The sequence below is a fragment of the Chryseobacterium lactis genome, assembly GCF_003815875.1.
Classification (GTDB): domain Bacteria; phylum Bacteroidota; class Bacteroidia; order Flavobacteriales; family Weeksellaceae; genus Chryseobacterium; species Chryseobacterium lactis.
In genome coordinates this window covers 1,805,796-1,832,376 of record NZ_CP033924.1, presented here as the reverse complement: position 1 = coordinate 1,832,376, position 26,581 = coordinate 1,805,796, and the positions used below count along the sequence as shown (strand labels likewise).

Sequence of the window (26,581 nt, the reverse complement as noted above, 5' to 3'; positions counted from 1 at the left end):
ACTTATTTCTTTAAATTTTCCTGGAATTTTTCAACTGCACCTTCGAAGAAAATAATTTCACCTGCATTTACTAAATCGTAAGAACTGATCTCGTTGAAGTTCATTACTTTAGTTTTAGGTAAGTTTCTTGAAGATAAATACACATTCTTGTTAGCTTCAGGAAGAACGAATAAAGACTTCTTACCGTTAAGTTCCAATGCACTTAATACATTGATGAAATCTTTAGTCTTAGGAGCACCAAAGCTCAAATCTTCTAAAACTTTAATGCTGTTGTCTCTCATTTTCTGAGATAAAACAGATTTTTTAGCTAATCTCTTAAGAGCTTTGTTCAATTTGAATCTGTAGTCTCTTGGTTTTGGTCCGAATACTCTACCTCCACCTCTGAAAGTAGGAGATTTGATATCACCATATCTAGCAGATCCTGATCCTTTTTGCTTCTTAAGCTTTTTAGTAGAAGCAGTAATTTCGCTTCTTTCTTTTGCTTTATGAGTTCCTTGTCTTTGTGCAGCAAGGTACTGTTTAACTTCTAAGTAAACCGCGTGCTGATTTGGCTCAATTCCGAATACTGTTTCGTCTAGAGTTACTTTTCTTCCGGTCTCTTTTCCTGATGTATTTAATACTACTAGTTCCATTTTCTGATAATTACATAAGAATTTTTAGCTCCCGGAACAGCACCTTTTACTACTAAAAGATTTTGTTCTTGATCAACTTTTAACACTTGAAGGTTTTGAACAGTTACCTGCTCACCTCCCATTCTTCCAGCCATTCTCATCCCTTTGAATACTCTTGAAGGGTCTGAACCAGCACCGATAGAACCTGGAGCTCTAAGTCTGTTGTGCTGACCATGAGTTGCCTGCATTACACCTCCAAATCCGTGTCTTTTAACAACACCCTGGAAGCCTTTACCTTTTGAAGTTCCTGTTACGTCAACAAATTCACCTTCAGCGAATAAATCAACTTTTACTTCTTCTCCTACTTTTACTTCATCAACGAATTCTCTGTAGAATTCTACTAATTTAGCTTTAGGAGCAGAACCAGCCTTTTTAAAATGGCCAGCTAACGCTTTACCAACGTTCTTCTCACTCTTGTCATCGAAACCTAATTGAACAGCTTTATAACCGTCTTTTTCTAAGGTTCTGACCTGTAAAACCGAGCATGGACCAGCTTGGATAACTGTACAAGGAATGTTTTTTCCTTCTTCGTTAAACAAAGACGTCATACCGATTTTCTTACCAATAATACCTGACATTGTTTATATTATAATAAAATTTATCTTTCTGTTTATCACCATTTTTAGGAGGTCTAAAGTAATTTCTACTTCTGATATAGGCATACTACGCCCCTAAAATGAGTGTGCAAATTTAGGAATAATTTTATAACTGACAAATATTTTGACTAAAATATTTTGATTTTTAATCAATTAGATGATTTTGAAAAAATTCAGAATGAATTTCTCTAAGAATTATTTTGATTTTTGAAAAGAAATTAAGAAGAAGACCAATCACGTCATCACATTTACGCCGGCTTCTTCCAGAATAACCCTGTCTTCATTGGAAATACCCGCATCCGTAATGAGATAATCGATTTTATCCAATCCTGCAATTTTACCAAATCCTTTTTTGTTCAACTTTGAAGAATCTGCGAGAATCACCGTTTGATCCGCACATTCTATCATAATCTGATTAAGATGCGCTTCTGCAGCATTCGAAGTACTGATACCGAATTCAGGATCAATACCATCTACTCCCAGAAAAAGTTTATTACAAGAGAATTGCTTCAATATTCCTTCAGAAATAGATCCTACGATAGAGGTAGAGCTTTTCCTTACCTCTCCTCCCAGTTGAATGATATTAATATTAGGATTGCTGCAAAGCTCAATAGCCACCCTTAAAGAAGAAGTAAGTACCGTAAGCGGGCCGAAACCTACCAGCATCCTAGCAAGATAATGCATCGTGGTACCGGAGGCCAATATAATACAATCATTCTCCTGGATTAGTGGTAAAGCAGCCTTGGCAATCGCCTGCTTTGCCTCTACATTGATGTTTTCCTTTTCTCCCACATTTTTCTCGTAAGCGTACCTTACCTGCTTACTGGCTCCCCCATGATTCCTAAAAAGAAGGCCTAAACTTTCAAGATAGTTCAAATCCTTTCGGATCGTAACCGAAGAGACATTAAACCTTTCACACAAATCCTGAACAAGAACATGACCTTTTTCATTCAGTTCTTTTAATATTTCATCATGCCTGGGGATTAGCTTCTCCATTTTATTCGTTTGTTCAAAATTACCGTTTTTTTTTCACATGCAGTCTTTAATTACATCTTTAAACCAGGGTGATTCATATCATAAAATTTCATTTATTTTCTTTTTGCTTTCATTTTTAATTTATATATTTGAAAACGAAACATAAACGAAACATTTATGAAACGAAACGAAGAACTCAGTAAGTTAACCAATGTAAAAGAATGGGACTTTATAGTCATAGGAGGAGGAGCCAGTGGTTTAGGTTCAGCATTAGATGCAGTAAGCAGGGGATTCAAAACATTATTGCTTGAATCTCACGACTTTGCAAAAGCAACATCCAGCAGAAGTACGAAATTAGTACATGGTGGAGTAAGATATCTTGCACAAGGAGATGTCGGATTGGTAAAAGAAGCATTAAAAGAAAGAGGTTTATTAGCCAGAAATGCCGCACACATTGTAAAGAACCAATCTTTCATTATTCCTAATTATACATGGTGGGGAGGAATCTACTATAAAATAGGATTATCGGTTTATGATTTCCTTGCGGGAAAACTGAGCCTGGGTAAAACGAAATACATCAGCAAATCAAAAACCATCGAAAAGCTTCCTACTATTGAACAAAATCACTTGATGAGTGGTGTTGTTTACCAGGACGGACAATTTGACGATGCACGATTAGCGATCAACTTGACCCAGACTATTATTGAAAAAGGAGGAAGCGCGATCAATTACATGAAAGTAGTCGGCCTTTTAAAAAATGATGCCGGTAAGATTATTGGAGTCACCACAGAAGATCAGTTTACCCGTCAGCAATATCAGATTCACGCCAATGTGGTGATCAATGCAACCGGGGTTTTCACCAATGATATTCTTAACATGAATAATCCTAAGCATGGAAAACTTGTTGTTCCAAGTCAGGGGATACATTTGGTACTGGATAAATCTTTCTTAAAAAGTGATGATGCGATCATGATTCCGAAAACTTCAGACGGAAGAGTGTTATTTGTCGTTCCATGGCATGACAGAGCATTGGTAGGAACAACGGATACTCTTTTAAAGGATGAAAGTTTTGAACCTCGTGCTTTGGAAGAAGAGATCAACTTTGTTTTAAATACGGCAAGACAGTATTTAGCAAAGAAACCAACCCGTGAAGATGTAAAATCTGTATATGCCGGTCTACGTCCTCTGGCTGCTCCTAAGGACGGAAGCAAAAGTACAAAAGAGGTTTCCCGAAGTCATAAAGTTATTACTTCCGACACCGGATTAGTTTCCATTATTGGTGGTAAGTGGACTACTTACCGAAAAATGGCAGAAGATACCGTGGACGAAGCGATGAAAGTTCACCGATTAGGAAATGCTCCTTCTAAAACTGAACATCTTTCCATCCATGGAAATATGAACCCTGAGCAGGTAGACAGAACCAATCATTTATATGTTTACGGATCAGACATCCCTGCAATAAAAAAATTACAGGAAAGCAATCCGCGTTATGCTCAGAAAATACATCCTGATCATCCGTTTACTGTAGCGGAAGTGGTATGGGCCGTAAGATATGAGATGGCGGAAATCATTGAAGATATTTTAGCAAGAAGAGTTCGTCTGTTGTTCTTAGATGCAAGAGCTGCTATAGACTGTGCTCATAACGTTGCCAGAATCATTGCTGAAGAAAAGGGACTTTCTGAAGCATGGGCACAGCAACAGGAAAATGAATTCATAGAATTAGCAAAAGGCTATTTGCTAACTCCTTATTCTCCTAAAGTTCTTAACCTAAATTAACACCATATATGAATGAAAGATTAATTCTCGCTCTAGATCAAGGAACGACTTCCTCCAGAGCGATTCTTTTCAACCACAGTGGAGAAATAAAATATGTCTCTCAGAAAGATTTCAGACAAATATTCCCGACACCGGGTTGGGTAGAACATGATCCGAATGAAATCTGGTCATCACAAATCTCCGTAGCAGCAGAAATTATAGCCAAGGCGGGCATTTCCGGATTAGAAGTTGCCGCAATTGGAATCACCAATCAACGTGAAACAACGATTGTATGGGATAAAGAAACGGGCGAGCCTATTTACAATGCTATTGTATGGCAAGACCGAAGAACTTCCAAATACTGTGATGAGCTGAAGGATCAGGGCCACGCAGAAAAAATTAAAGAAAAAACAGGACTTGTCCTGGATGCTTACTTTTCTGCTACCAAACTAAAATGGATTCTCGATAATGTAGAGGGAGCAAGAGAAAAGGCAGAAGCCGGAAAACTATGCTTCGGAACCGTTGACACATGGCTTGTATGGAAGCTTACCCGTGGGAAAATGTTTATCACAGACGTATCCAATGCCAGCAGAACGATGCTTCTGAACATTCACTCTCTGGAATGGGATGATGAATTGTTAGAATTATTCAATATTCCGAAAGCCATCCTTCCTGAAGTGAAGCAAAGCAGTGAAGTATATGGAGAAACAGCCACTACTCTATTCTCTACCAAAATTCCGATTGCAGGAATTGCAGGAGATCAGCAGGCTGCTTTATTCGGACAAATGTGTACTTCACCCGGAATGGTAAAAAATACCTACGGAACAGGATGTTTCTTACTAATGAATACAGGAAAAGAAGCTGTATCATCAAAGAATAACCTTCTGACAACTGTTGCCTGGAAAATTAATGGAGAAGTCAACTACGCATTGGAAGGAAGTGTATTTGTTGGAGGCGCAGCTATTCAATGGTTGAGAGATGGTCTTAAACTTATAACTTCTTCCGATCAGGTCAATAAACTGGCGGCATCTGTAGAAGATAACGGCGGAGTGTATTTTGTCCCTGCCCTTACCGGATTAGGAGCTCCTTACTGGGATCAGTATGCCCGCGGAACTATCGTAGGAATCACTCGTGGTACTACTGACGGACATATTGCAAGAGCGACTCTTGAAGGAATTGCATTTCAGGTGTATGATATTGTAAAAGCAATGGAAGCAGATTCTGGAAGAGCAAGTCTTGAGCTAAGAGTGGATGGCGGTGCTTCGGCAAGCGACCTTTTGATGCAGATACAATCCGATCTTTTTAGTTTTAAAATCACAAGACCAAAAACATTAGAAACAACGGCGCTAGGAGCAGCTTATCTTGCTGGTCTTGCTGTTGGATACTGGAAAAACATTGATGAAATACAGGCTCAATGGATTGTAGATAAAGATTTCCATCCTCAGCTTGAGAAGGAAAAAGTTGATAAAATGATTCACTTCTGGAAAAAAGCGGTGACCCGTTCTCAAAATTGGATAGAAGATTAATTCCCTTACCTTAAAAATACACATATGACTCCATTTATTGCAGAAGTGATCGGTACGATGCTTCTTATATTGTTAGGCAACGGTGTTGTAGCCAATGTTGTCTTAAAAGATACCAAAGGGAATAATTCCGGATGGATTGTGATTACCACTGCCTGGGCATTGGCGGTTTTCATCGGTGTGACGGTTGCCGGCCCCGTTAGTGGTGCCCACCTGAATCCGGCTGTAACAATCGGACTGGCTGCTGCAGGAAAGTTTTCATGGGATCTTGTTCCTTCTTATATCGCCGCTCAAATGATAGGTGGTATGTTGGGAGCATTTCTGGTTTGGCTGTTCCATAAGGATCACTTTGCCATTACGGAAGACGAAGGTGCCAAGCTAGCTTGTTTCAGTACCACCCCTGCGATCAGAAAAACTTCATCTAATCTGATTAGTGAGATTATAGGAACTTTTGTACTTGTGTTTGTTATTTTTTACTTTTCAGACCCGAGTATTTCTCTTCATGCAGATCCTACTGCAAAAGTCGGACTGGGTTCTGTAGGAGCTATTCCTGTAACCTTTCTTGTATGGGCAATAGGATTATCATTGGGAGGAACAACAGGATATGCCATCAACCCGGCAAGAGATCTAGCTCCAAGGATTATGCATGCCATCCTTCCCATAAAAGGAAGCAGTGACTGGAGCTACGCCTGGATTCCGGTAGTAGGACCTGTTACGGGAGCTATTATCGCCGCTGTTTTATATGGATTTTTAAAATAAAACAAATGATGAAAAAAATCTTGAAAGGAACACTTCTTCTTGTTCTGGGAACAGGAAGATTGCTTTCCCAGGAAAACACTGAACCTAAGGAAGGCAGACTGGACTTTACTGCCAATATTCAAAACAACCATTTATGGAGAGGTCTTATTATTACGGATAAACCTGTGGTAATGGGAAATCTTTCCTACGCTCTGGATGCAGAAAAGAAATGGAAAGTCGGTATCTGGGGAGCATCTGCATTGGTAGACGACAAAGACAATACCCATTATAAGGAGATCAACTATTATGTTCAATATTCTGACGGACGTTTTTATATCGGGCTATGGGATCTTTATAATTCCAGAAACATCAATACTGCTGTAGCGGCTGACGATATCTTTAGTTATTCGCAAAGAAGAACGGCTCATATTATTGATCTTCGAACCAATTATACCTTTGGTCCTTCGTTTCCGATTAATATTGAAGCAGATATTATGTTGTACGGTGGCGCCAATGCCGGAGAAGTCATTCTGGAACCGGATGGTAGTTATAAAAAGAACAGATATTCTACTTATATTCAGGCAACCTACCCTGTCATCAGTGGACAAAAGGTCAACTTAGATGCATTTGTAGGAGCCGGATTTGCACTTAATGATAAAACATTTCTTTATGGAAATGGGAAAAACAGTTTTGATATCGTTAACGTAGGAGTAAAGGCCGGAAAAGTTGTTAAAATCACCGACCATTATAGTCTTCCAGTTTCTATGATGGCTATGTGGAATCCTTCCAATAAGTATGCAAGGATTCAGCTGGCGGCAACTGTTTTTTAAAAAAGAACTTGAATTATTAATCAGGCCATTCCTTTTGGGATGGCTTTTTTATTGTGATGTATTTACCCACCAGTAAAAGGGAATGGTTAAATAAATTTTGTATCCTGTTGAAAATCCGTAATCACCGGGATTTCACGGTTGAACATTTAAACAATTATTTTTAATTTTGAAGAAAAAGAAACTATGAAAAAGATTTTCAGCTTAATGATCTTCTGCATCAGTATTTTTACCTGGGCACAAGTAAATATTCCTTTTACAGGACATCGCAGTTTTGACATAATGGAAGGATACAGTGGCACCGGCACCCCACATTACTATTTAGATGTAAAAAAGAATGGCGATGTACATTTTGGCTATGTTCAGGTAAATCAGGCAAACGGAAAGGAGACCAAAGAAGAAATAAATGCCGGCAAATACAGCCCGAATAAAGTAATGAAGGTACACTTCAAAAAATACAACGAGACATTCTTTGTAAAGTTTGACAAGAATAAGATCTTTATGACCGATGAAAAAGGGAATGTTCAAAACCTTGAAGGCTGCTGCTCTTCTAGTGAAAGTGTAGATAAAGACACCTGTAACTGCGAAAGCGGGTTATACAAGTAGAAAGATAGAGGCACTCTTTACGGGTGCTTTTTTAGTAAAGTAGAAACCACCCCGTCAAATCTTCGTTTTGCCACCCCTCCGGCGGAGGGGAATGGTTATACAAATTGTCAGGTTTCGTTGGAAAGGAGGCGTGATATTACAAAATTTGTAGTGGATAAGGAATCACCGGGATTTTACGGTTTATGGTTTGTATAAATATCTTTACTTTTGAAGAATCAATTATGTACACCAAGTATGAAAATACTAAACATTTTATGGGTCTTATTTTTCATTGTTTCCTGCAGTAAGAAAGAGAACCATCCTTACACATTTTATTATTGGAAGACCAGTTTAAAGCTGAATCAGGAAGAAAAAAAAGTTCTTGAAAAAGCAACTGTCCCTTTTCTTTATACAAGATTTTTCGATGTTGATAAAGTGGGTGGAAAGTTTCAACCTGTTGCCATCATTACAAAAGATCACAGTTTTCAAACTGACAAACAGATTGTACCCACGGTTTTCATTACGAATCAGACTTTATTGGGTATTTCCTCAGATGAAATTCATTTTTTGGCGGAAAGCATCCATCATTTAGTCCAAAAGAAAGCTGAAGACTATGGTTTAAAGATTAATAATGAAATTCAGATCGACTGTGACTGGACTGCCGGGACAAGAAATGATTATTTCAGATTTTTAAAGGAACTAAAGAAAATTTCCGGAAAGGAGATCACTTGTACATTACGCCTACATCAGGTAAAAGATAAAAAACAAACGGGAATACCTCCTGTAGAAAAGGTATACCTGATGTGCTATTCTACTTCCTCTCCATTGGAAAAGTCTGATAAAAATTCAATTCTGGATGTCAATATCCTGAAAACTTATCTTTCAAAAATGGAAGACTACCCTATCAGGTCTGTTGAAGTTGCACTGCCTATTTATTCATGGGGTATCATTAGCAATCATCTTGAGAAACACAGACTGATCAATGCATTATCACAGAAAGATCTCGAAAATCCGAACTTTAAAAAAATTTCAGATCATGAAGCTGAAATATTGAAAGACGGTTTTTATTTTGGACATTACCTGAATAAGGGCTTCAAAATAAAAGTAGAAGAAATATCTGAGGAACAACTTGAAGACGTCATTCAATTTCTTGAGAAAAAAATCCCACATTTTAATATTATTTATTATCAATTAGATAGTAAATTTGTGTTAGATCGAAAATTTTAAATCTTTAAAAAAGATAAAGGCAAATGGTTTACAAATGATGGTCTCATCAAAACTATTTCTGCCATGCCCTGTTATTATAACGATTATAAAAACTAAAAACACGACAAGTTCTATGAAAAAGTATATTCTTTCACTTGCAGTTGTATCTCTTTTCTATACAAAGTCTGATGCCTGCGCCTGGTCGGATCCTGATTATGAATACTTTAATCTTTTTACCCAAAGCATCATCAAGGATAAATCCTACCTCCCGTTCCTGCATAATTACTCAGCAAGGTTTTATACAGGATACAATTCTGCATTGATTCCTGATGACAATATTGAAGCATGGAAAAAGTTCTTTAATAATCAGCTTACTTATGCTGAGACCGGAAGTTTGGTGTATAAAGTAAGCATGAATGATCTTAATGCTTTAAAGAATGGGAATCCAACAAATCCGCTTTTACAAAAATTAGGAACCGGATTTTATCAAAAGTATAAAGAGGGAATCGATTACCTGATCGAGGCCAAATATCTGGAGCCTTACATGAGCATTAATTATATTGAAAGTGAGAATTCTTTCTACTATGACAGAAATGCCAGCCAACAGAATGCTACTGGTATTAATTATGATAAAACCATTGCGGCTTTAACTTCATTATACAATGCCGCGAAGAATCCTGAGATCAAACAGCGTTATGGATATCAGCTTGTACGTTTCAACCATTACACAAGAAATTACGATGCTGCTGTTCAGGCATTCAAATCCTATATAGAACCGATAAAACTGAAAGGTACGGTATACTTTATGGCTCTGGATCAATTGGCCGGAGCACAGAGAGGATTGGAGATGAACAGTGATGCAAACTGGAATTTTTTCCAGGTATTCATGAACAGCAAAGATCGCAAAGAGTCTGCGTTTGTTTCGATGAAGCTTTCTGATACGGCTTCTTTCAGTAATATTATGAAAAGAGCAGGAACAAACGAGGAAAAGAATATGGCTTACTTCCTTTTAGGATATGAAGATTTTAATAATCCTATTCCTATTATGGAAAAGATGTACGACATCAATCCTGATTCTGAAATCTTAAAAGTAATGGCAGTACGAAGTATCAATGAACTGGAGAGAAGTTATCTTCCTACCTATTATTATACGGATGCTGCTTCCGGAAAAGTGTCTGTTCAGCGAGGAAAAACGGAAAGCGAAGATTCAAAAGACGCCACTAAGGGTGGAGCAACTACTGAAGTGAAGGAAGAAAAAATTTCTTTCTGGCAAAAAATTGTAAGGTTCTTCAAAAACCTTTTCGGAGGTTCAAAATCTGATGCAAACGGCAATGGCAGTAAGGAAGATTTAAGTGATGATGAACTGTTCAGCAATCCGGATAGAATTCCTTTCTACACCCGAACAGGTTATTACTACGATAAAAATACCCAGGATTACCTGGACGCTCTTGAAAAGTTTACAGAAAAAACAAAAGAAAAGTCTAAGGATGAATATTGGCAGATTGCCAATGCCTATCTTAAGTTTTTAAAGAAAGACTACAAAGGCAGTTCTGAAATATTGAATGATATTAAAACCACAAACCCGGAATATCAGGAAGAAATCAAAAGAATGAAAGTTCTTAATGATATTGTTTCTCAACCAAAAATTGATGCAGCTTATGAAGATCATTTAATGAAAGACTATGCAGAATATTTTGTAGAGAAAAAAGTAGAGAAAGACACCGTTAAGGCCAATGATTATGATTATTACGGTGACACTCCTTCTACTGCGGATTTCCTTAAAGATGTGATTGCTAACCGTTATTTCCTGCAAGGTGAAGACGGCAAATCGTTCCTTATGAATAACAAGCTTTCTGATCTTCAGTACAATCCGAATTCTACTTTGGTTAAAAGTGTTGAAGATTTCTACAGAAAGCCTAACAAAACTCAATTTGAGCAACAAATCATTTCCAAAAACATGGACAATGTAGGAAATATCGATGCTTTCTTTAGCAACATCTATGGAGACAGAGCTATGAGGCTTGCCGATTTTGAAAAGGCAAAATCATATTATGAAAAAGCTCAGCAGTTTGCGGGAATTCCAAGAATTAATTACGACTGGTCAGAAAAAGAGGGACCAAAAACTACGATCAAACAATATGCACCAACCGAATATGATGGGTTCGATAATATTTCCAGTCTTGTTTTCGGGCATAATGTCTGGGAAAGTTTCGGCAGTGGAGATACTGAAAGCATGAAGGCCGAAGATTATTCTGACTTCCCGTTCATCAAGAATAATATGAACAAGCTGGAACTGGCCAACATTTTAATTCAGCTTAAAAAGATCGGAAACGGAAATGATGAAAAGGCGGCGAAAGCTAATCAGCTTGTCGGAAACCTGCTTTACAACACATCTGTTTTAGGATATTACAGAGAGTTGTTTGTGATGGATATTGATAATAGCAACGGAGGAAAATACAACTTCTGGAACACCGACAGAAAAAATCCTTATAAGTACTATTATAAAAACTTCCTTGACACAACTTATATCGAGCCGGATAATTTTGATTTATCGATCAGCTATTATCAAAAGGCACTTAAGCTGTCCAATAATAAAGAGGAAAAAGCCAGAATCCTGTTCCAGATGGCAAGTGCTGAACAGGGGAAATATTATCAGTACGAAGCAAAGGCACCTAAGGATTTTGATTATTCTGATCCGAAATGGTCTGAAAAAGAAGATGCCCGTCAGAAAGAGATGGACAATATTAAAAATCAAAAATACAGAACTTATTTTACCCAATTGAAAACACAGTATTCAGATGCTGAAACAACAAAAGCCCTGATGGGAAGTTGTAGCTATTTCAGCTATTTCATGAGATAAGATCATCCATAAAAAAACCTCTGATAATTCAGAGGTTTTTACTTTTATTTCAATTCAATTATTTTTTAACAAACTTGGTTTTCGTATTAATATCCCTGTCATTAATATTAATGAAATAAATACCTTTTACCAAGGCACTCACATTAATTTTACCATCACCTATTGTTCCTTTTGAAATCAATTGCCCCGGAGCATTAAATATTTCATACGCTGCATTTGAAGAAACATTCATTACATTAAGAATATCATCAACAGGATTTGGATAGATGTGAACGGATTTTACATTTCCGGTTTCCGAAACAGCCAATGATCCTGATACGGTAGCCTGTTTCACTGCGTAGAATACATTTCCAATCGCTGAAACTCTCAGGTGAATAGTCTTCCCGGCCAAAGATGACGGAATAAGAATACTTACAGATCCACTGTTTGGAACTGATGGTGCTAAAACACTCCAACTTAATCCGTTATCTTCTGTATAATCTATTTTAACATTAGCTACATTGTAAGGAGCAGCTGTTGTTCCTGATACTGTCCATGCAATAGTTGAATTGGCATTAGCGGTAAGCGACGTTGTATTTACAGTAAATGCAGCAGCAGAGCCTACCACAATAGTCTGAGTAGCATAAGCAGACTGCGCTTGTCCTCCCGGCTTATTATCTCTTACTGTCACACGGAAGTTCGTTGTTCTTGCTACTGTACTTGCAGCTTCGAAATCATCAGCTTTTTTTACAGCTCCCTCCAGTACAGTTGATAGCTTAGGGAAGTATCTTGTAGGACTTGTAGTGGGAGCCCATGATCTGAAACTTCCCCCTGAATTTCCGTTTCCGATATTAGTTTTTGTTATACCATTTGCTAATTTACTTGGATTCACCTGTTCCCAGCAGTAAGTTAAGGCATCTCCGTCAGGATCCGTTGCCGACGCCGTTAATACAAATGCAGTCGATTTTGGAATCGTATATGTTGTATTCATTGCATCTATCAACGGAGTACCATTGGTAATCGGCGTTTCTACATCCGCTGTAACAGTGGCAAGATGACCCTGAACCTGATCAATACTCACACTATGGAAATAAATATCTGAATGATCCTGTAAATCTGTGGTTGGTCCGGTGATACCGGCATATCCCATAATTGTTGAACCTGATCCCGGCTCCATTTCCTTATTAAGATAATTTTCGAAAAAACTGTAGGTATGTGAATCACCAAACTGATGTCCCATTTCGTGAGCTACATAGTCGATATCGAAACTGTCCCCCATTGGAATAGCATTACCAGGAGAAGTAATACCGCTTCCTTTGTAGTTGTTTGGGGAAATATATGCATAATAAGTTCCTGCAGCATTCTCACAATCACTCTGTGCTGCAGTATATGATGTTGTTGTGATATCATTACTTCCGATACAACCGATACAACCGGCATTTCCACCACCACCTGTGGCACCAAATAAATGTCCTATATCAAAATCATTATCAGTAACGCCGTAAGCTCCTCCATGCAAAACGTTCATCAGCTCATTATTCCATTTACACATATATTCAGCTGTACTGTAAGGATCTGTATTGGCATCTGTAAAAATAAGGTTGGGAGCGCTGATGGCATTAACGTGTACATTAAATTCCTGTTCAAACACACCGTTCACTCTTGATAAAGTAGCATTAATCTGTGTAAGCGCACCAGCAATACCATTAAAATAAGCAGTGTACTCTCCTGTAACAGACATAGCCAGCCTCACCGTATGAAAGGTTTTGTTGTTGGCTTTTGCTGTAGCTCCGGAATTCATCAATTTTTGAAGGTTATCTACAGACTCTTTGCTTTCTTTAGTACCACATACAAAGGCATGTCCGTTTTTACTGGTTTTCCCATGTACCGAATAATACGATTTATCTGCAGTTGCCGGTTCTATGAATTCATATTTTCCGTCACTTCCGATAATCATAGATTGAAAGTCGTTAGGAGCAACACTAAAGCGGATGTATTTGGAGGGATCATCGATACCTACCCCTACATAAGATCCCAGCTGATATTTGTTTGCCAAAGCTTCATCCATTACGGGGAAACTGCTTACGGTAAATCTCTCTGTCTTGCCTTCCAGATTAGGTATGCTTATCGTAATCGGAGAGCCTTCTCCCATTTTAGGAGCCCTTAATAATTGTGTTCTGATCTGATCTATATCAAGTCTGTAATAGACAGAATGGTCACTTTTTTTAAGAATCTTTTGCTGTGGTACAGCTTTAGTCCATTGTGCATTAGCCACTGCTGCGGTAAGCAACACTGACAAACAAAATAATTTTCTTTTCATGCTAATTAATTTTATATTTTATTCATCAAATATAATTATTTATTTAAAATATCAACTAAAAATGACAAATTCATTAAACAAATCGAAATTTTAAAAAAAATCAAGTTGATCCTTGACATTGAAGAAGACTCTTTATTTTTTTTGCTCCTGACGTTGTAGCCAGTCTTCATGCTTCTTCTTGAAAAATTCGTGCTTATAATCCTGATTTCTCTGTGCGGCATCAATGGAATGTGAAGTATGTATGTCCAGATCCTTTTTGGCCAATTGAGCCAATTGCTCATAATAGTGATGAAGCTGATCCAGCTCAACTTCGGTAAGATCTTCAATATCTACAATTCTGTTGCTTGCTTTTTCATGGGCAGCGAGAAGCTCATTCAATTTTATCTGTATCGCTTTCGAATCTTTATTTTGAGCCTTTTGAATAAGGAATACCATTAAAAAAGTAATAATTGTAGTACCGGTATTAATAACCAGCTGCCAGGTTTCAGAGTAATGAAAAACAGGTCCTGTTAATGCCCAGGCTACTACAAGAAACATAGCACCGATAAATGCAATTGGACTTCCTGTAAATTTCACTGCCCAGTTTGAAAATTTTTCAAAAAAACTATTATTTTTATAACCCATACTATTTATTTTACTTTTAATAAATGTATAAAATTAACCTGAATCAAAAATGATAATGCAAAAAATAAGGTATGTAAAGTTGGAAAATTCCGGCTTGATGTTCTGATTTACTTCATCTTCTTCAACCTGTGCCACCAGATCAGAAATCCGGTAACCGGCAGAGAGCATCCGATAAGTGAGACGATAAAATAGAGAATTATACTGGGCAATCCCATAATTTCTCCGGTATGTAAGGGCTTTGCCAAGGCCGTGAATTGCTTGTTAAGTGGTTTATCTGAAAATAATTCTTTGGTTTTGAAAACTCCTGTTTTATCAAAGGTAACTTCATCAGGAAGCATCATTCCCAAAAGATTTTGAGTATTGGTTTTAATTACGACATATCTCGGGTTCTCTTTATTCGGTAATTCAATACTGGTTACTGCAGGATAAGGCAACTGTTGATCTGCAAGCTGTATGATTTTGTCAATAGAAGCTGAGGCAGAGTTCTTCAGATTTTTCTTTTCATCCTGCTTTTGAAGCATATCTTCCAAAAGACCACCAAAAGGATCATCTTCATTATCTTTTTCTTTTGAAATATTATCTATCGAAGACCCTCCCAGACTTACAATAAGACCATTTTTCACCCAGGGATAAGTAATATACAAACCTGTAACAGCTATAAAGAAAAGCATGAGAAAAGTATAAAACCCAAGCGTATTGTGTAGATCATGGTTTACTCTTTGAAATTTGGCCTTCCACATGACAGTTAGCCCTTGCTTCAGAAATTTCAGTTTTTTAGGAAGCCAAAGCACTAATCCTGACATCAGTAAAATACAAAACATCAGGACTGCTGCCCCCACAACCTGACGACCGGCATTTCCCATCATCAGATTTCTATGCAAATCAAGTACTACCTCAAAGAAATGATTGGAACCAACATTGGGCTGCCCCAAAATTTCGCCCGTATATTGATTGTAATAAGCACTTTTGTCCAGTTGATTTTCCCGGTAACCAATTACATAGCTTCTTCCTTTGTAATCCGGAATCAATAAAGAGGTAAGTTCTTTATTTTGCTTGAATAGTTCAGCCTGGATCAGGTCAGCATTTTTAGTCTTTCCGGAAATTACATTGATATACACCTTATCTCTGTTACTAAAATCAGTAATCTGGTTTTTAAATGCATATAAACAGCCGGTAAGACACATGATAAAAACAATTAAACATGATAAAAGTCCCAGCCAAAGATGCATCAGCCACATCACATACCTGATGACCGATTCATTTTTTCTTCTTTTTCTGTAAAGGCTTTTGAATAATAATTTCATTGAGGGCTTAATAGCAAAAACATTAAGACGCATGACCGTCTTAATGTTTTCCAAAATTAAAATTGATATGAATAAATTAAAAAAGTTAATATGATTAAGTCACAAGCCGGGTAAAGTAATTTTACAATTCCTTTGGCCGGTGTTCGCAACTTAGAACATATTATTTTCTTCCTTTGAACTGAACATCTTTTACAATTTCCTGGAATTTTGTATAGTGTTCAGGAGTAAGTGCTTTTTGAATGGCAGCTTTTCTCTGGGCATCAAATTTCTCCCAGTATTCTTTTGCCAGATCATTGTTTCCGTGGTATACATCATGAGCATCGTTGAATGCTTTTTCAAAAGCATCATTGGCAGCATTTACCACTTTGAATTCGTCATCTGAAAGCTGAGCTTCAGTTTTTATTCTTTCCAAAAGGGCATTGTCATACCTTGGTCTCTTTCTGGAATTCTCATCAACAAATTGATTGAATCTTTCCATTTGCGGAGCATCCAGTACTTTTGCCATTTCAAGCGATTGCTGTGCTCTTAGCTCTTCATTTTTAATCCCCAATGCTACGCGATCCATATTTCCTCCCTGAGCTTTTGCAGCCTGAAAGTTCTGATCCTGCAGATCCTGATATTTTTTGGTGATTTCGTCGAAACTTTTCGTTTGATCCGGAGTAAGCTGTACCTGAGTTTTAAACTCGTTATAGTCGATTCCTTTTTTCTTATCTCCTGAGCATGACATCGCCATTGCTCCAAGAGCTAATGCTAAAAATAAGGTTTTTACACTTTTCATAATACTTGATTTTGTTGATTAGAATTTATAGTTAACCTGTACTGCAAAGTTTCTAGGTTGGATCTGATCAATATATCCTCCTCTGAAATAAGAGCTATATCCTACTGAATCAAAAATATTGTTAAAGAACACTCTCAATCCCATACCGTTTTTCAACGTGTATCCTACCTGAGCATCTACTGTAGTATATTCCGGCATATCGAAAGGCTTATCTCCCGGTTTTACACTATTCAGGTGACCCGCTGTAAATGTCTTCTGAGTCCATTCATCCACCGGTCTTTTTCCCACATAATAAATTCCTGCTCCAACATCAAGACCCGTTAAGATCCCTGCATTGAATTTATAATTCAACCAACCGTTGGCAGTATGTTTCGGTGCGTTCATTGGTGCTGAGCCATTCATATAAGCAGGGCTGTCCTGATATTGAGCATCCAAATAAGCCCAACCGGACATTACCTGAAGATTTGGAAGAATTCTTCCGATTAACTCTACTTCTACTCCTTTTCTTCTAAGGTTTCCTGCAAGACCATACATTGTTTGTTTATTGATCACAACAGGGTTATAGTTTTCGTCAAGGATTGTGAAAGAAAGATGATCTGTTTTGATATCAAATACTGTTACATTAAATCTTAAACGCTCATTGAACCAATCTGATTTGATACCCGCCTCCCATTGTTTAGTGGTAGAAGGCCCAACTCTTCCTCCGTCAAGAAGAAAATTATTGGAAGACCTTAAAGAAGTTGTTGTGGTATACGATCCAAATACATTAACATTTGGAAGTGGAGAAACAATCAATCCGAAGTTTGGATTCCATGTATCTACTGATTCATTTGTTGATCCGTTTAATCTGCTGTAACGAACACCTAAGTGTGCTTTTACATATTTCCCGATGGTCATTACGTCCTGCGCCATAGCCCCAATACTTGGAGTCAATACAGCATTGGTACGTCCCAGGCTTTTATAGATAACATCTACAGGTAATGTATTAGGAATAGATCCGTTTACAACATCAAATGTATCAAGTGGATTCGCAGCATATTTCACACCATTGATCTCCGTTGGTCTTGCTGTGATTAAGTTTCCTGGAGCAATAGAATTTTTATAAGCCTCATAAGTTACAGAAGATGTTTCTGTTTCTCTCCAATCGAATCCAACCTGGAATGTGTGATTAATAAATCCTGTTTTCACCTGCTCCCCGATGAAGTCTAATTGTAAGACTCTGTTGATATCTAATGATTCAGATTTACCAATCGTACGCTGTCTAATATTATAATTTGTACCTCCGGTTGGCAATGATATTGATGAAGCTTCATTCGCTGAATTGCTTGTAGAATTTACAAATGCAGCTCTCACTTTCAATTTATCGCTAATCTGGCGAATTGCAGTTGTTGCAAAATTATAGGTTTCTGTAGTTGCAAAATCTGAAGTATAACCCAGAAATTTACCTTTTGGCATGTGATATAAAGCCTCTGTAGTTCCCGGAGCCAGATTGATTGTTCCTCTATCCGGTGTACGCTTGTCATGTAAATAATCCATCTCTACATTGATGTAGGTCTTATCATCCGGACGGAAAGCTACCGATGGATTAACATAGATTCTTTCTCCTTTTACATAACTTCTGAATGAATTGTTATTCTGATAAGCTCCATTGAATCTTACAGCTACTTTTCCCTGAGAGTCTAAAACTCTTTGGAAGTCTACAGTAGGTCTGTAGAAATCCCAGCTTCCATATCTGAAACCTACGTTAGTCTGATCAATAAACTGAGGTCTTTTAGTGACTACATTGATTACTCCTCCAGCTGATCCAAGACCGTTTCCGATTCCCTGGCTTACTGCAGCAGAACCTTTAATTACCTGAATGCTTTCAACGCCCTGCATATCTGTGATCATCCCCGCAGTACGGAAATCTGAATCCATCTGAACTCCGTTTTTCAAAACAGGAACTCCACGATATCCTCTGATAGACATACTTTCGCTACCTCCCCCATAGCTGGAAAATAGAGTTACTCCCGGTACGTTCTTAGCAACATCAGTAACAGTAAGTGCTCCTAATTCTTCAATTGCTTTATGGGAGATCACCGAGATACTTTGAATCTGGTCTCTGGTTTTCAATGGCAATCTTGTGATTGCTTCTAAACCTTGCGGTTGTTTCTTTCTTTCACCAAACAGTTCAACTTCTTCGATTTTTTTGTGTTTTACCGAATCATTTACTTTCTGTGCATTTGCAAGAACCCCACCCAATAACAGCAGAGAAAAGGATACTACTTTATTCATCTGATAATTTTTTGCAAATTTATTGTTTTTATTAATTCTAAATAAACAATCCAAAGTGACATATGTCACCCTAAGAAGAGTAATCAATATCAAATCAATAAACACAATTTAGAATTATTCAAAATAACACAAAGGATCTATAGCATGAATATCCATACCACGTCAAAGGGACTTTATGGTTAAGGATACTAAAATGCGAAAAAAGCAAATCTACTGCTTGGTAAATTTGCTTTCTGACCGTAATTCATTTTGTATTCAGGGTATTCAATAAAAAAATCCGTTCCTTTTTAGGAACGGATTCTATAATCATTGCAAAGTATGCAGTTATCACACTTTAATTTCAACGTCTACACCTGAAGGAAGTTCTAATTTCATTAGAGCATCAACAGTTTTAGAAGAAGAAGAGTAGATATCCATTAGTCTCTTATGAGCTGATAATTGGAACTGCTCTCTTGCTTTCTTGTTTACGTGCGGAGATCTCAACACTGTGAAGATTCTCTTATTCGTTGGTAATGGAATTGGTCCGTTTACAACAGCACCAGTAGCCTTTACCGTTTTTACGATTTTCTCAGCAGACTTGTCTACCAAGTTGTAATCGTAAGATTTTAGTTTTATTCTGATTCTTTGTGACATTTCTTTAATTTAAAAATTAACCTTTTGCTTTAGCGATGATTTCTTCAGCAACGTTTTGTGGAGTAGCTTGGTACTTCTCTAATTCCATAGAAGAAGTAGCTCTTCCTGATGAAAGTGTTCTTAGAGTTGTTACATATCCAAACATTTCAGAAAGTGGAACAGAACCTTTGATTACAACGGCACCGTTTTTCTCTTCCTGACCACTGATTGTACCTCTTCTTTTGTTAAGGTCACCAATGATGTTACCCATATATTCTTCCGGAGTTACAACTTCCAGTTTCATAATAGGCTCCATAATTACTGGCTTAGCAGCACGTCCCGCTTCTTTAAATCCTAACTTAGCAGCCATTTCGAAAGAAAGAGCATCAGAATCCACCGCGTGGAAAGATCCGTCTTTAAGAACAACTTTAATACCTTCAACTTCGAAACCAGCCAAAGGACCGTTCTTCATTGCAGCTTTAAAGCCTTTTTCAATTGCAGGAACAAATTCTCTAGGAACGTTACCACCTTTGATCTCATTGATGAATTCTAAACCAATTTTACCTTCGTCAGCAGGTCCTAGTTCAAATACAATGTCAGCAAATTTACCTTTACCTCCAGATTGCTTTTTGTAAACTTCTCTGTGGTTGGCAACTTTTGTTAAGTTTTCTTTGTACTCTACCTGAGGTTGTCCTTGGTTTACTTCAACCTTGAACTCTCTTCTCATACGATCTACAATGATATCTAAGTGAAGCTCACCCATACCAGAGATAATCGTTTGTCCAGAAGCTTCGTCAGTTCTAACAGTAAACGTAGGATCTTCTTCAGCCAATTTAGCTAAAGCGTTACCCATTTTATCCTGGTCAGCTTTAGTTTTAGGCTCAACAGCGATACCAATTACCGGATCAGGGAAAACCATCGATTCAAGAACGATTGGGTTTTTCTCGTCACACATTGTATCACCAGTTTTGATAGATTTGAAACCTACCGCAGCACCAATATCACCAGCTTCAATATATTCTACTGGGTTTTGCTTGTTAGCGTGCATCTGATAGATTCTAGAGATTCTTTCTTTATCTCCTGAACGAGTGTTCAAGATATAAGAACCAGCATCTAATCTTCCAGAGTATGCTCTGAAGAATGCTAATCTTCCCACGAACGGGTCAGTAGCAATCTTAAATGCTAAAGCAGCGAAAGGCTCATCTACAGATGGTTTTCTTGTAATTTCAGCGTCAGTTCTTGGGTCAGTACCTTTGATATCATCTTTATCCAATGGAGAAGGCAAGTATTTACATACTGCATCCAACATAAACTGTACTCCTTTATTCTTGAATGAAGAACCACAAGTCATTGGGATAATAGATAAGTCGATAGTAGCTTTTCTAAGAGCTTCGTTGATTTCCTCTTCAGAGATTGAATCCGGATCTTCGAAGAATTTCTCCATCAAAGTATCGTCATAATCTGCAACAGCTTCAACTAACTTCTCTCTATATTCAAGAACCTCATCTTTCATATCGTCAGGAATTGGAACTACCTCGAAAGTAGCACCTTGTCCAGCCTCATCCCAGATGATCGCTCTGTTTTTAATTAAGTCTACAACTCCTTTGAAATCTTCTTCAGCACCGATTGGTAAAACGATTGGAACTGCGTTAGATCCTAACATATCTTTAACCTGGTTTACCACGTTAAGGAAGTCAGCACCTTGTCTGTCCATTTTGTTTACGAATCCCATTCTAGCAACTTTGTAGTTGTCAGCAAGTCTCCAGTTTGTTTCAGACTGAGGCTCTACTCCATCTACTGCTGAGAATAAGAATACCAATCCATCTAATACTCTTAAAGATCTGTTTACTTCTACAGTGAAGTCAACGTGTCCCGGTGTATCAATGATGTTGAAGTGGTAAGGCTTAGTATCTGCAAGAGGCTTTCCCTGGTCTGTTGGAAAGTTCCAAGAACAAGTAGTTGCAGCAGAAGTAATAGTAATACCTCTTTCTGCTTCCTGCTCCATCCAGTCCATTGTAGAAGCACCATCGTGAACTTCTCCAATTTTGTGGTTTACTCCTGTATAGAATAAAATCCTTTCAGTAGTGGTAGTCTTACCTGCGTCAATGTGAGCAGCAATACCAATATTTCTTGTAAATTTAAGATCTCTACCCATTTCAGATTAGAATTTAAAGTGTGAGAAAGCTTTGTTAGCTTCCGCCATTTTGTGAGTATCAGATTTCTTTTTGAAAGCTGCACCTTCTTCTCTTGAAGCAGCTACAACTTCGTTAGCTAATTTCAAAGCCATAGACTTATCATTTCTCTTTTTAGAGTAGCTAATTAACCATTTCATTGCCATAGAAATTTTTCTATCAGCTCTGATTGGCATAGGAATCTGGAAGTTAGCTCCACCTACTCTTCTAGAACGTACTTCTACGTGAGGCATAACATTTGTTAATGCATCTTTCCAGATTTCAAGGGCTGTTTTCTCAGTTTCTCCTTTTTTAGTTTCTACGATCTCTAATGCATCATAGAAAATTTTGAATGCGATTGACTTCTTACCGTCAAGCATTAGGTTGTTTACGAATCTCGTTACCAATTGATCATTAAACTTCGGATCTGGTAACAACGGTCTTTTTTTCGCTTTTGTTTTTCTCATTGCTTCTGTACCTTATTTAATGATTATTTTTTCTTTCCTTTTGCAGGAGCAGCAGCTGCTTGTCCTGGTTTAGGTCTCTTAGCTCCGTACTTAGATCTTCTCTGAGTTCTTCCATTTACACCAGCGGTGTCTAATGCACCTCTTACGATGTGGTAACGTACTCCCGGTAGGTCTTTCACCCTTCCGCCTCTAACCAATACTATCGAGTGCTCCTGTAGATTGTGTCCTTCGCCCGGGATATAGGCGTTAACTTCTTTACCGTTAGAAAGTCTTACCCTTGCAACTTTTCTAAGTGCAGAGTTAGGTTTCTTAGGTGTAGTAGTATATACTCTCGTACATACACCACGTCTTTGTGGACAAGAATCTAGGGCAGCCGATTTGCTCTTCTTGGCAAGCGTGGCTCTTCCTTTTCTTACTAATTGTTGAATAGTAGGCATTTAATTGCTTTTTATTTTAGGGTGCAAAAATAGTAATATTTTTTTAAATGACAAGCAGTTATATATTTTATTTCCTACGAAAATATTTTCATTTGCTTTTTGTACCTGTCTGAAACCTGCATCATTTTTACATTATTGAATCATTTTTAAATCAGAAGATTAGGTGAAAAAAAATTATTTAAAGGCGTCTTTAATTATTTTTCCTTTTGAGTACTGCACAGGAACTCTTAAAAGTTCTGCTATGGTACTCGCGATATCAATTTGCTCATAGTTTCCTGTGCTGATGGTTGTGTTCTTTTTAAAATCAGGTCCCATAGCAAAAAACTCAATGTGTCTGCATCCTGCACAATCGTCACCATGTTCTGCAAAACCTCCGTTGGCATCAATATGTCTTCCATGATCATTAGAAACAATAAGTGTTGTCTTATCCTTATAAGCAGGAAGAGATTGAATATAATCCCAAAGTTCCTTTATAGAAGCGTCAGTGGTTTTTATCGCCTTTATATATCCTGCCCAATTATTAGAATGCCCGTTGGAATCAACATCTTTAAGATTAATAACAATCATATTCGGGCTGTATTTTTTCATTACATCCTTTGTATTAGCCATCGTAACAGCATCTTCACGGTATCCCGATCCGTTTCCGCTTACTCCGCAGTCTACACTTGGCTGGAACTTTCCTTTCCAATCTGCCAGTTTACAATCGTTTAATACTTCCAGTTTATCTTTGGAAGCAATTACCCATGCTTTTGTTTTGTCAGCTCCGCTGAATTTCAGCCATTGTTGCATTACTGACGGATAACCCGGCAATTCGGTTCCGTTGTTTTTGATATTCTCATATACTCCTGAACACATTGCACTATGTCCCGGATTGGTATTGGTAGTTCCGTTGTTTTTAAAATTACTAATAAAAACACCCTGACTCAATAAACTTACTCTATTGGGAATGTTCTCTTTATTTGCAGCTTCCCATGTTTCAGAAATACGTGGACCGTCAACAACCAAAAGAACTACATTTTTAGTTTGGTATTTATCCTTAGGTTCTACCTTTGCCTGTGCTTCATTGTCGTTGTTACTGCATGAAAACAGAGATAAGGACATAGCGAAATACATGAAGATTTTTTTCATAGCTTTTATATTATTTGTGGATTTCGTGTGCAAAGCTAGAAAACAAGCCTTCAAGGTTTGTTAACAAATCATTATCTATTTCTTAATAATTCAATAATAAAGGAATTAAGTCGTACAAACATCTATATTCTTAATCCAAACACATAGGCTTCTCTATTATATTTAATACTTCCAAACTATTTTAAAAAACTTTCTTATAGTTATCTTCTATTAATAAGGAAGGGAGTTCGGCACAATATTTCGTAAATTTGAGATACAGAAAAATAATAAACACAAACAACCATTGTTGAACGAAGATTGAAAACAGAGAATCGAAATGACCTTAAAAAAATAAATATATACATATGAAAAACGCTAGTATTATCGGATTAAAAGAAACCGACTGTAAAAAGATTTCAGAAAAACTTAATGACCTTTTAGCAAACTATTCCGTGTTTTATCAGAACACAAGAGGTTCTCACTGGAATATTAAAGGAGATCAGTTTTTTACTCTTCACCCTAAATTTGAAGAATTATACAACAGCCTGGTACTGAAGATTGATGAAATTGCAGAAAGAATCCTGACTTTAGGTGCTACTCCGGCACACAACTATTCTGATTATTTAAAAGTAGCTACAATTAAAGAAAGCAAAGAAGTAACTGACGGTACCAAAAGTGTTGAGCAGATTTTAAGCTCATTTAAAGTTGTACTTGATCTTCAAAGAGAGCTTTTAGATATTACTGATGCTGCAGGAGATGAAGGTACCAACTCTCAGATGAGCGATTATATTACCGAACAGGAGAAAGAAGTTTGGATGTACAATTCTTATCTTGGAAAATAACTCCATCAAAAGCATTGAAATATTCAAAAAAATCGCCTTACATTTAGGCGATTTTATTTTTTATTTTTATATTTGCGTTAAAATTACACATATTATGAACGACGTAAGACTGAACTCTATTCTAGATAATGATTTCTATAAAATAACAATGCAGAATGCCGTAGTGAAACTATTCCCGGGTTCTATTGTAAAGTATGAATTCATCAACAGAGGAAAACACCATTTTCCGGAAGGTTTTGATGCTGCTTTAAGGGAAGCTGTTAATAAGATGGCGGAACTTAAACTTACTAAAGACGAGAAAAAGTTTATGGCAAGAACCTGCCCTTATATTGATCTTCCGTATCTGGATTTTTTAGAAGGATACCATTATGACCCTTCTGAAGTAAAGATTCGTCAGGAAGGAGGTGATCTTTCTGTGACTGTTGAAGGGCTTTGGTACAGAACTATTCTGTGGGAAGTTCCTTTATTGGCATTGATCAGCGAGCTTCATTATGAGATGAATCACATGGAAAGAGATTCTAATGAAGTGGTGATGAAAAAAACAATCGAAAAAGCAGAGTCACTGGGTAGACTTGGAGTTACTTTCGCAGAATTCGGAACCAGAAGAAGACATTCTTATAAGGTGCAGAATCTGGTGATGGAAGCTTTAACACAGAAAAAAGACAACACCTTTATCGGAAGCTCAAATGTACATTTTGCCATGAAGTACGGGGTAAAACCTATCGGAACTCATGCTCACGAGTGGTTTATGTTTCACGCCGCCGAATACGGTTTCAAAATGGCCAATGAACTGGCGCTGGAACATTGGGTAGACGTATACAGAGGTGATCTTGGAGTTGCGTTATCAGATACTTACACTACGGATGTATTCTTCCAGCAGTTTGACAAAAAATTTGCAAAACTATTTGACGGGGTTCGTCATGATAGTGGTGACCCTTTAGAGTTTGCAGATAAGACGATTGCTCATTATCAGAAAAACGGAATCAATCCTATGTTTAAATATATCATTTTCTCAGATGCGCTTAACCTTGAAAAGGTAGAGGAAATTACCAATTACTGCAGAGGAAAAATAGGAATCTCTTTCGGAATAGGAACCAATCTTACTAATGATGTCGGATTAAAACCTATGAATATTGTTATGAAACTGATTGGAGTACAAGCCCCTAATAAAGAATGGATCCCAACTGTAAAATTATCTGATGAACACGGAAAATATACAGGTGATCCAAAAATGATAGAACTTGCTAAAGAATTTTTAAGAATAAAAGATTAGAATTTAAATATTAGATTTCAGACATCGGATTTTAGATATTCACATTATAATTAAAACATCTATGAAGGCTAAAATTTTTATAACTCTTACTGTTTTGATGGCCACTCTCTCCTTTGCTCAGGAAAAGAAAAAAGAAAAGCCAAAATTCAATCAGAAACTGGCCACTTCTCTGGGAGCCGACAGATACGGAATGAAAGCTTACACTCTTGTCATGCTTAGCACCGGCAATACAAAGATTGAAGATAAAGCGAAAATGGCTGAAGTAATGAATGGACATATGAGCAATATCGGAAAACTGGCTGATGAAGGAAAGATTGTTGTAGCCGGTCCGTTTCTGGAAAAGAATAAAGAAAACTATCGTGGAATGTTTATTTTCAATACCAAATCTAAGGAAGAGGCCGAACAATGGGTAAAAAGTGATCCGGCAGTACAGGCTGGAGTTTTTAGTTATGAAATCTTCCCATGGTATGGTTCAGCAGCTTTACCTTTATATCTCAAACATCATGGTGAAATCTCAAAAGAAAATCCTTAATATAATCCAAATCCCTCAAAATTGAGGGATTTTTTATTAGTCACTACAGATAGGATGTGGCTTTCTTATTCGAAAGCAACAATAAGCATCACAGGATGCATAACCTGGCTTGCAAACTCCATCTA

General features: G+C 37.3%; 23 protein-coding genes. 10 read left to right on the top strand and 13 right to left on the bottom strand.

Annotation, left to right across the window (positions count from 1 at the left end; all coding sequences use genetic code 11):
• Positions 1 to 2: 2 nt before the first annotated feature.
• The 3 genes from rplD to EG342_RS07845 form a co-directional block, all read right to left on the bottom strand.
• A complete protein-coding gene (gene rplD / locus EG342_RS07855; protein ID WP_103246793.1) occupies positions 3 to 632 on the bottom strand; it encodes a 50S ribosomal protein L4 in 630 nt (209 codons plus the stop codon).
• The gene (gene rplC / locus EG342_RS07850; protein WP_103289179.1) at positions 623 to 1,249 is read right to left on the bottom strand and encodes a 50S ribosomal protein L3; all 627 of its coding nucleotides are present in this window, start codon (positions 1,247 to 1,249) and stop codon (positions 623 to 625) included. The genes rplD and rplC overlap by 10 nt, the downstream gene beginning before the upstream one ends.
• A 252-nt stretch (positions 1,250 to 1,501) precedes the next feature.
• Positions 1,502 to 2,263 carry a DeoR/GlpR family DNA-binding transcription regulator gene (locus EG342_RS07845; protein WP_103289178.1) on the bottom strand — a complete coding sequence of 254 codons (762 nt, stop codon included), beginning with the start codon at positions 2,261 to 2,263 and terminating at the stop codon, positions 1,502 to 1,504.
• A gap of 156 nt (positions 2,264 to 2,419) precedes the next feature.
• On the opposite strand from EG342_RS07845, the gene EG342_RS07840 reads away from it, so the two are divergent.
• The 7 genes from EG342_RS07840 (at position 2,420) to EG342_RS07810 (ending at position 11,736) form a co-directional block, all read left to right on the top strand.
• Positions 2,420 to 4,018 carry a glycerol-3-phosphate dehydrogenase/oxidase gene (locus EG342_RS07840; RefSeq protein WP_103289177.1) on the top strand — a complete coding sequence of 533 codons (1,599 nt, stop codon included), beginning with the start codon at positions 2,420 to 2,422 and terminating at the stop codon, positions 4,016 to 4,018.
• Between the two features lie 8 nt (positions 4,019 to 4,026).
• The gene (glpK, locus tag EG342_RS07835) at positions 4,027 to 5,523 is read left to right on the top strand and encodes a glycerol kinase GlpK (protein WP_103289176.1); all 1,497 of its coding nucleotides are present in this window, start codon (positions 4,027 to 4,029) and stop codon (positions 5,521 to 5,523) included.
• Positions 5,524 to 5,547: 24 nt separating this feature from the next.
• On the top strand, positions 5,548 to 6,279 hold the full coding sequence (locus tag EG342_RS07830; protein WP_103289175.1) for an MIP/aquaporin family protein: 732 nt from the start codon (positions 5,548 to 5,550) through the stop codon (positions 6,277 to 6,279).
• A 5-nt stretch (positions 6,280 to 6,284) separates the two neighbouring features.
• Complete coding sequence (locus EG342_RS07825; RefSeq protein ID WP_103289174.1) at positions 6,285 to 7,088, top strand: hypothetical protein; 804 nt, start codon at positions 6,285 to 6,287, stop codon at positions 7,086 to 7,088.
• A 183-nt stretch (positions 7,089 to 7,271) separates the two neighbouring features.
• Positions 7,272 to 7,691, top strand: coding sequence for a hypothetical protein (locus EG342_RS07820; protein WP_103289173.1), 420 nt, complete (start codon positions 7,272 to 7,274; stop codon positions 7,689 to 7,691).
• A 234-nt stretch (positions 7,692 to 7,925) separates the two neighbouring features.
• Entirely contained in the window at positions 7,926 to 8,897 is a 972-nt protein-coding gene (locus EG342_RS07815) for a hypothetical protein (RefSeq protein WP_103289172.1), read from the top strand.
• A gap of 112 nt (positions 8,898 to 9,009) precedes the next feature.
• Positions 9,010 to 11,736, top strand: a complete 2,727-nt coding sequence (locus tag EG342_RS07810) for a hypothetical protein (RefSeq protein ID WP_103289171.1) — start codon at positions 9,010 to 9,012, stop codon at positions 11,734 to 11,736.
• A gap of 58 nt (positions 11,737 to 11,794) precedes the next feature.
• On the opposite strand, the gene EG342_RS07805 is transcribed toward EG342_RS07810, so the two are convergent.
• From EG342_RS07805 to EG342_RS07760, 10 genes are all read right to left on the bottom strand, one after another.
• Positions 11,795 to 14,035 carry a zinc-dependent metalloprotease gene (locus EG342_RS07805; RefSeq protein WP_103289170.1) on the bottom strand — a complete coding sequence of 747 codons (2,241 nt, stop codon included), beginning with the start codon at positions 14,033 to 14,035 and terminating at the stop codon, positions 11,795 to 11,797.
• A gap of 132 nt (positions 14,036 to 14,167) precedes the next feature.
• The gene (locus tag EG342_RS07800) at positions 14,168 to 14,659 is read right to left on the bottom strand and encodes a low affinity iron permease family protein (RefSeq protein WP_103289169.1); all 492 of its coding nucleotides are present in this window, start codon (positions 14,657 to 14,659) and stop codon (positions 14,168 to 14,170) included.
• Between the two features lie 107 nt (positions 14,660 to 14,766).
• Positions 14,767 to 15,963 carry a PepSY-associated TM helix domain-containing protein gene (locus EG342_RS07795; protein ID WP_164465160.1) on the bottom strand — a complete coding sequence of 399 codons (1,197 nt, stop codon included), beginning with the start codon at positions 15,961 to 15,963 and terminating at the stop codon, positions 14,767 to 14,769.
• A gap of 160 nt (positions 15,964 to 16,123) precedes the next feature.
• Entirely contained in the window at positions 16,124 to 16,741 is a 618-nt protein-coding gene (locus tag EG342_RS07790) for a hypothetical protein (RefSeq protein WP_103289167.1), read from the bottom strand.
• 18 nt (positions 16,742 to 16,759) lie between these two features.
• Positions 16,760 to 19,015, bottom strand: a complete 2,256-nt coding sequence (locus tag EG342_RS07785) for a TonB-dependent siderophore receptor (protein ID WP_103289166.1) — start codon at positions 19,013 to 19,015, stop codon at positions 16,760 to 16,762.
• A 327-nt stretch (positions 19,016 to 19,342) separates the two neighbouring features.
• The gene (gene rpsJ / locus EG342_RS07780) at positions 19,343 to 19,648 is read right to left on the bottom strand and encodes a 30S ribosomal protein S10 (RefSeq protein WP_002661363.1); all 306 of its coding nucleotides are present in this window, start codon (positions 19,646 to 19,648) and stop codon (positions 19,343 to 19,345) included.
• Between the two features lie 16 nt (positions 19,649 to 19,664).
• A complete protein-coding gene (gene fusA / locus EG342_RS07775) occupies positions 19,665 to 21,782 on the bottom strand; it encodes an elongation factor G (protein WP_103289165.1) in 2,118 nt (705 codons plus the stop codon).
• Positions 21,783 to 21,788: 6 nt separating this feature from the next.
• Positions 21,789 to 22,265 (bottom strand): 30S ribosomal protein S7, encoded by a 477-nt coding sequence (rpsG, locus tag EG342_RS07770; RefSeq protein WP_089734635.1) that lies wholly within the window; start codon positions 22,263 to 22,265, stop codon positions 21,789 to 21,791.
• Between the two features lie 23 nt (positions 22,266 to 22,288).
• On the bottom strand, positions 22,289 to 22,702 hold the full coding sequence (gene rpsL / locus EG342_RS07765; RefSeq protein WP_002983146.1) for a 30S ribosomal protein S12: 414 nt from the start codon (positions 22,700 to 22,702) through the stop codon (positions 22,289 to 22,291).
• Positions 22,703 to 22,876: 174 nt separating this feature from the next.
• The gene (locus EG342_RS07760; protein ID WP_103289164.1) at positions 22,877 to 23,830 is read right to left on the bottom strand and encodes an alkaline phosphatase family protein; all 954 of its coding nucleotides are present in this window, start codon (positions 23,828 to 23,830) and stop codon (positions 22,877 to 22,879) included.
• Between the two features lie 344 nt (positions 23,831 to 24,174).
• Here EG342_RS07760 and EG342_RS07755 point away from each other — a divergent pair, with 344 nt between their 5' ends.
• The 3 genes from EG342_RS07755 (at position 24,175) to EG342_RS07745 (ending at position 26,456) form a co-directional block, all read left to right on the top strand.
• Positions 24,175 to 24,651, top strand: a complete 477-nt coding sequence (locus EG342_RS07755) for a Dps family protein (RefSeq protein ID WP_103289163.1) — start codon at positions 24,175 to 24,177, stop codon at positions 24,649 to 24,651.
• A 94-nt stretch (positions 24,652 to 24,745) separates the two neighbouring features.
• Positions 24,746 to 25,924, top strand: coding sequence for a nicotinate phosphoribosyltransferase (gene pncB, locus EG342_RS07750; protein ID WP_103289354.1), 1,179 nt, complete (start codon positions 24,746 to 24,748; stop codon positions 25,922 to 25,924).
• A 61-nt stretch (positions 25,925 to 25,985) separates the two neighbouring features.
• Positions 25,986 to 26,456, top strand: a complete 471-nt coding sequence (locus EG342_RS07745; protein WP_103289162.1) for a YciI family protein — start codon at positions 25,986 to 25,988, stop codon at positions 26,454 to 26,456.
• Positions 26,457 to 26,581: the final 125 nt, after the last annotated feature.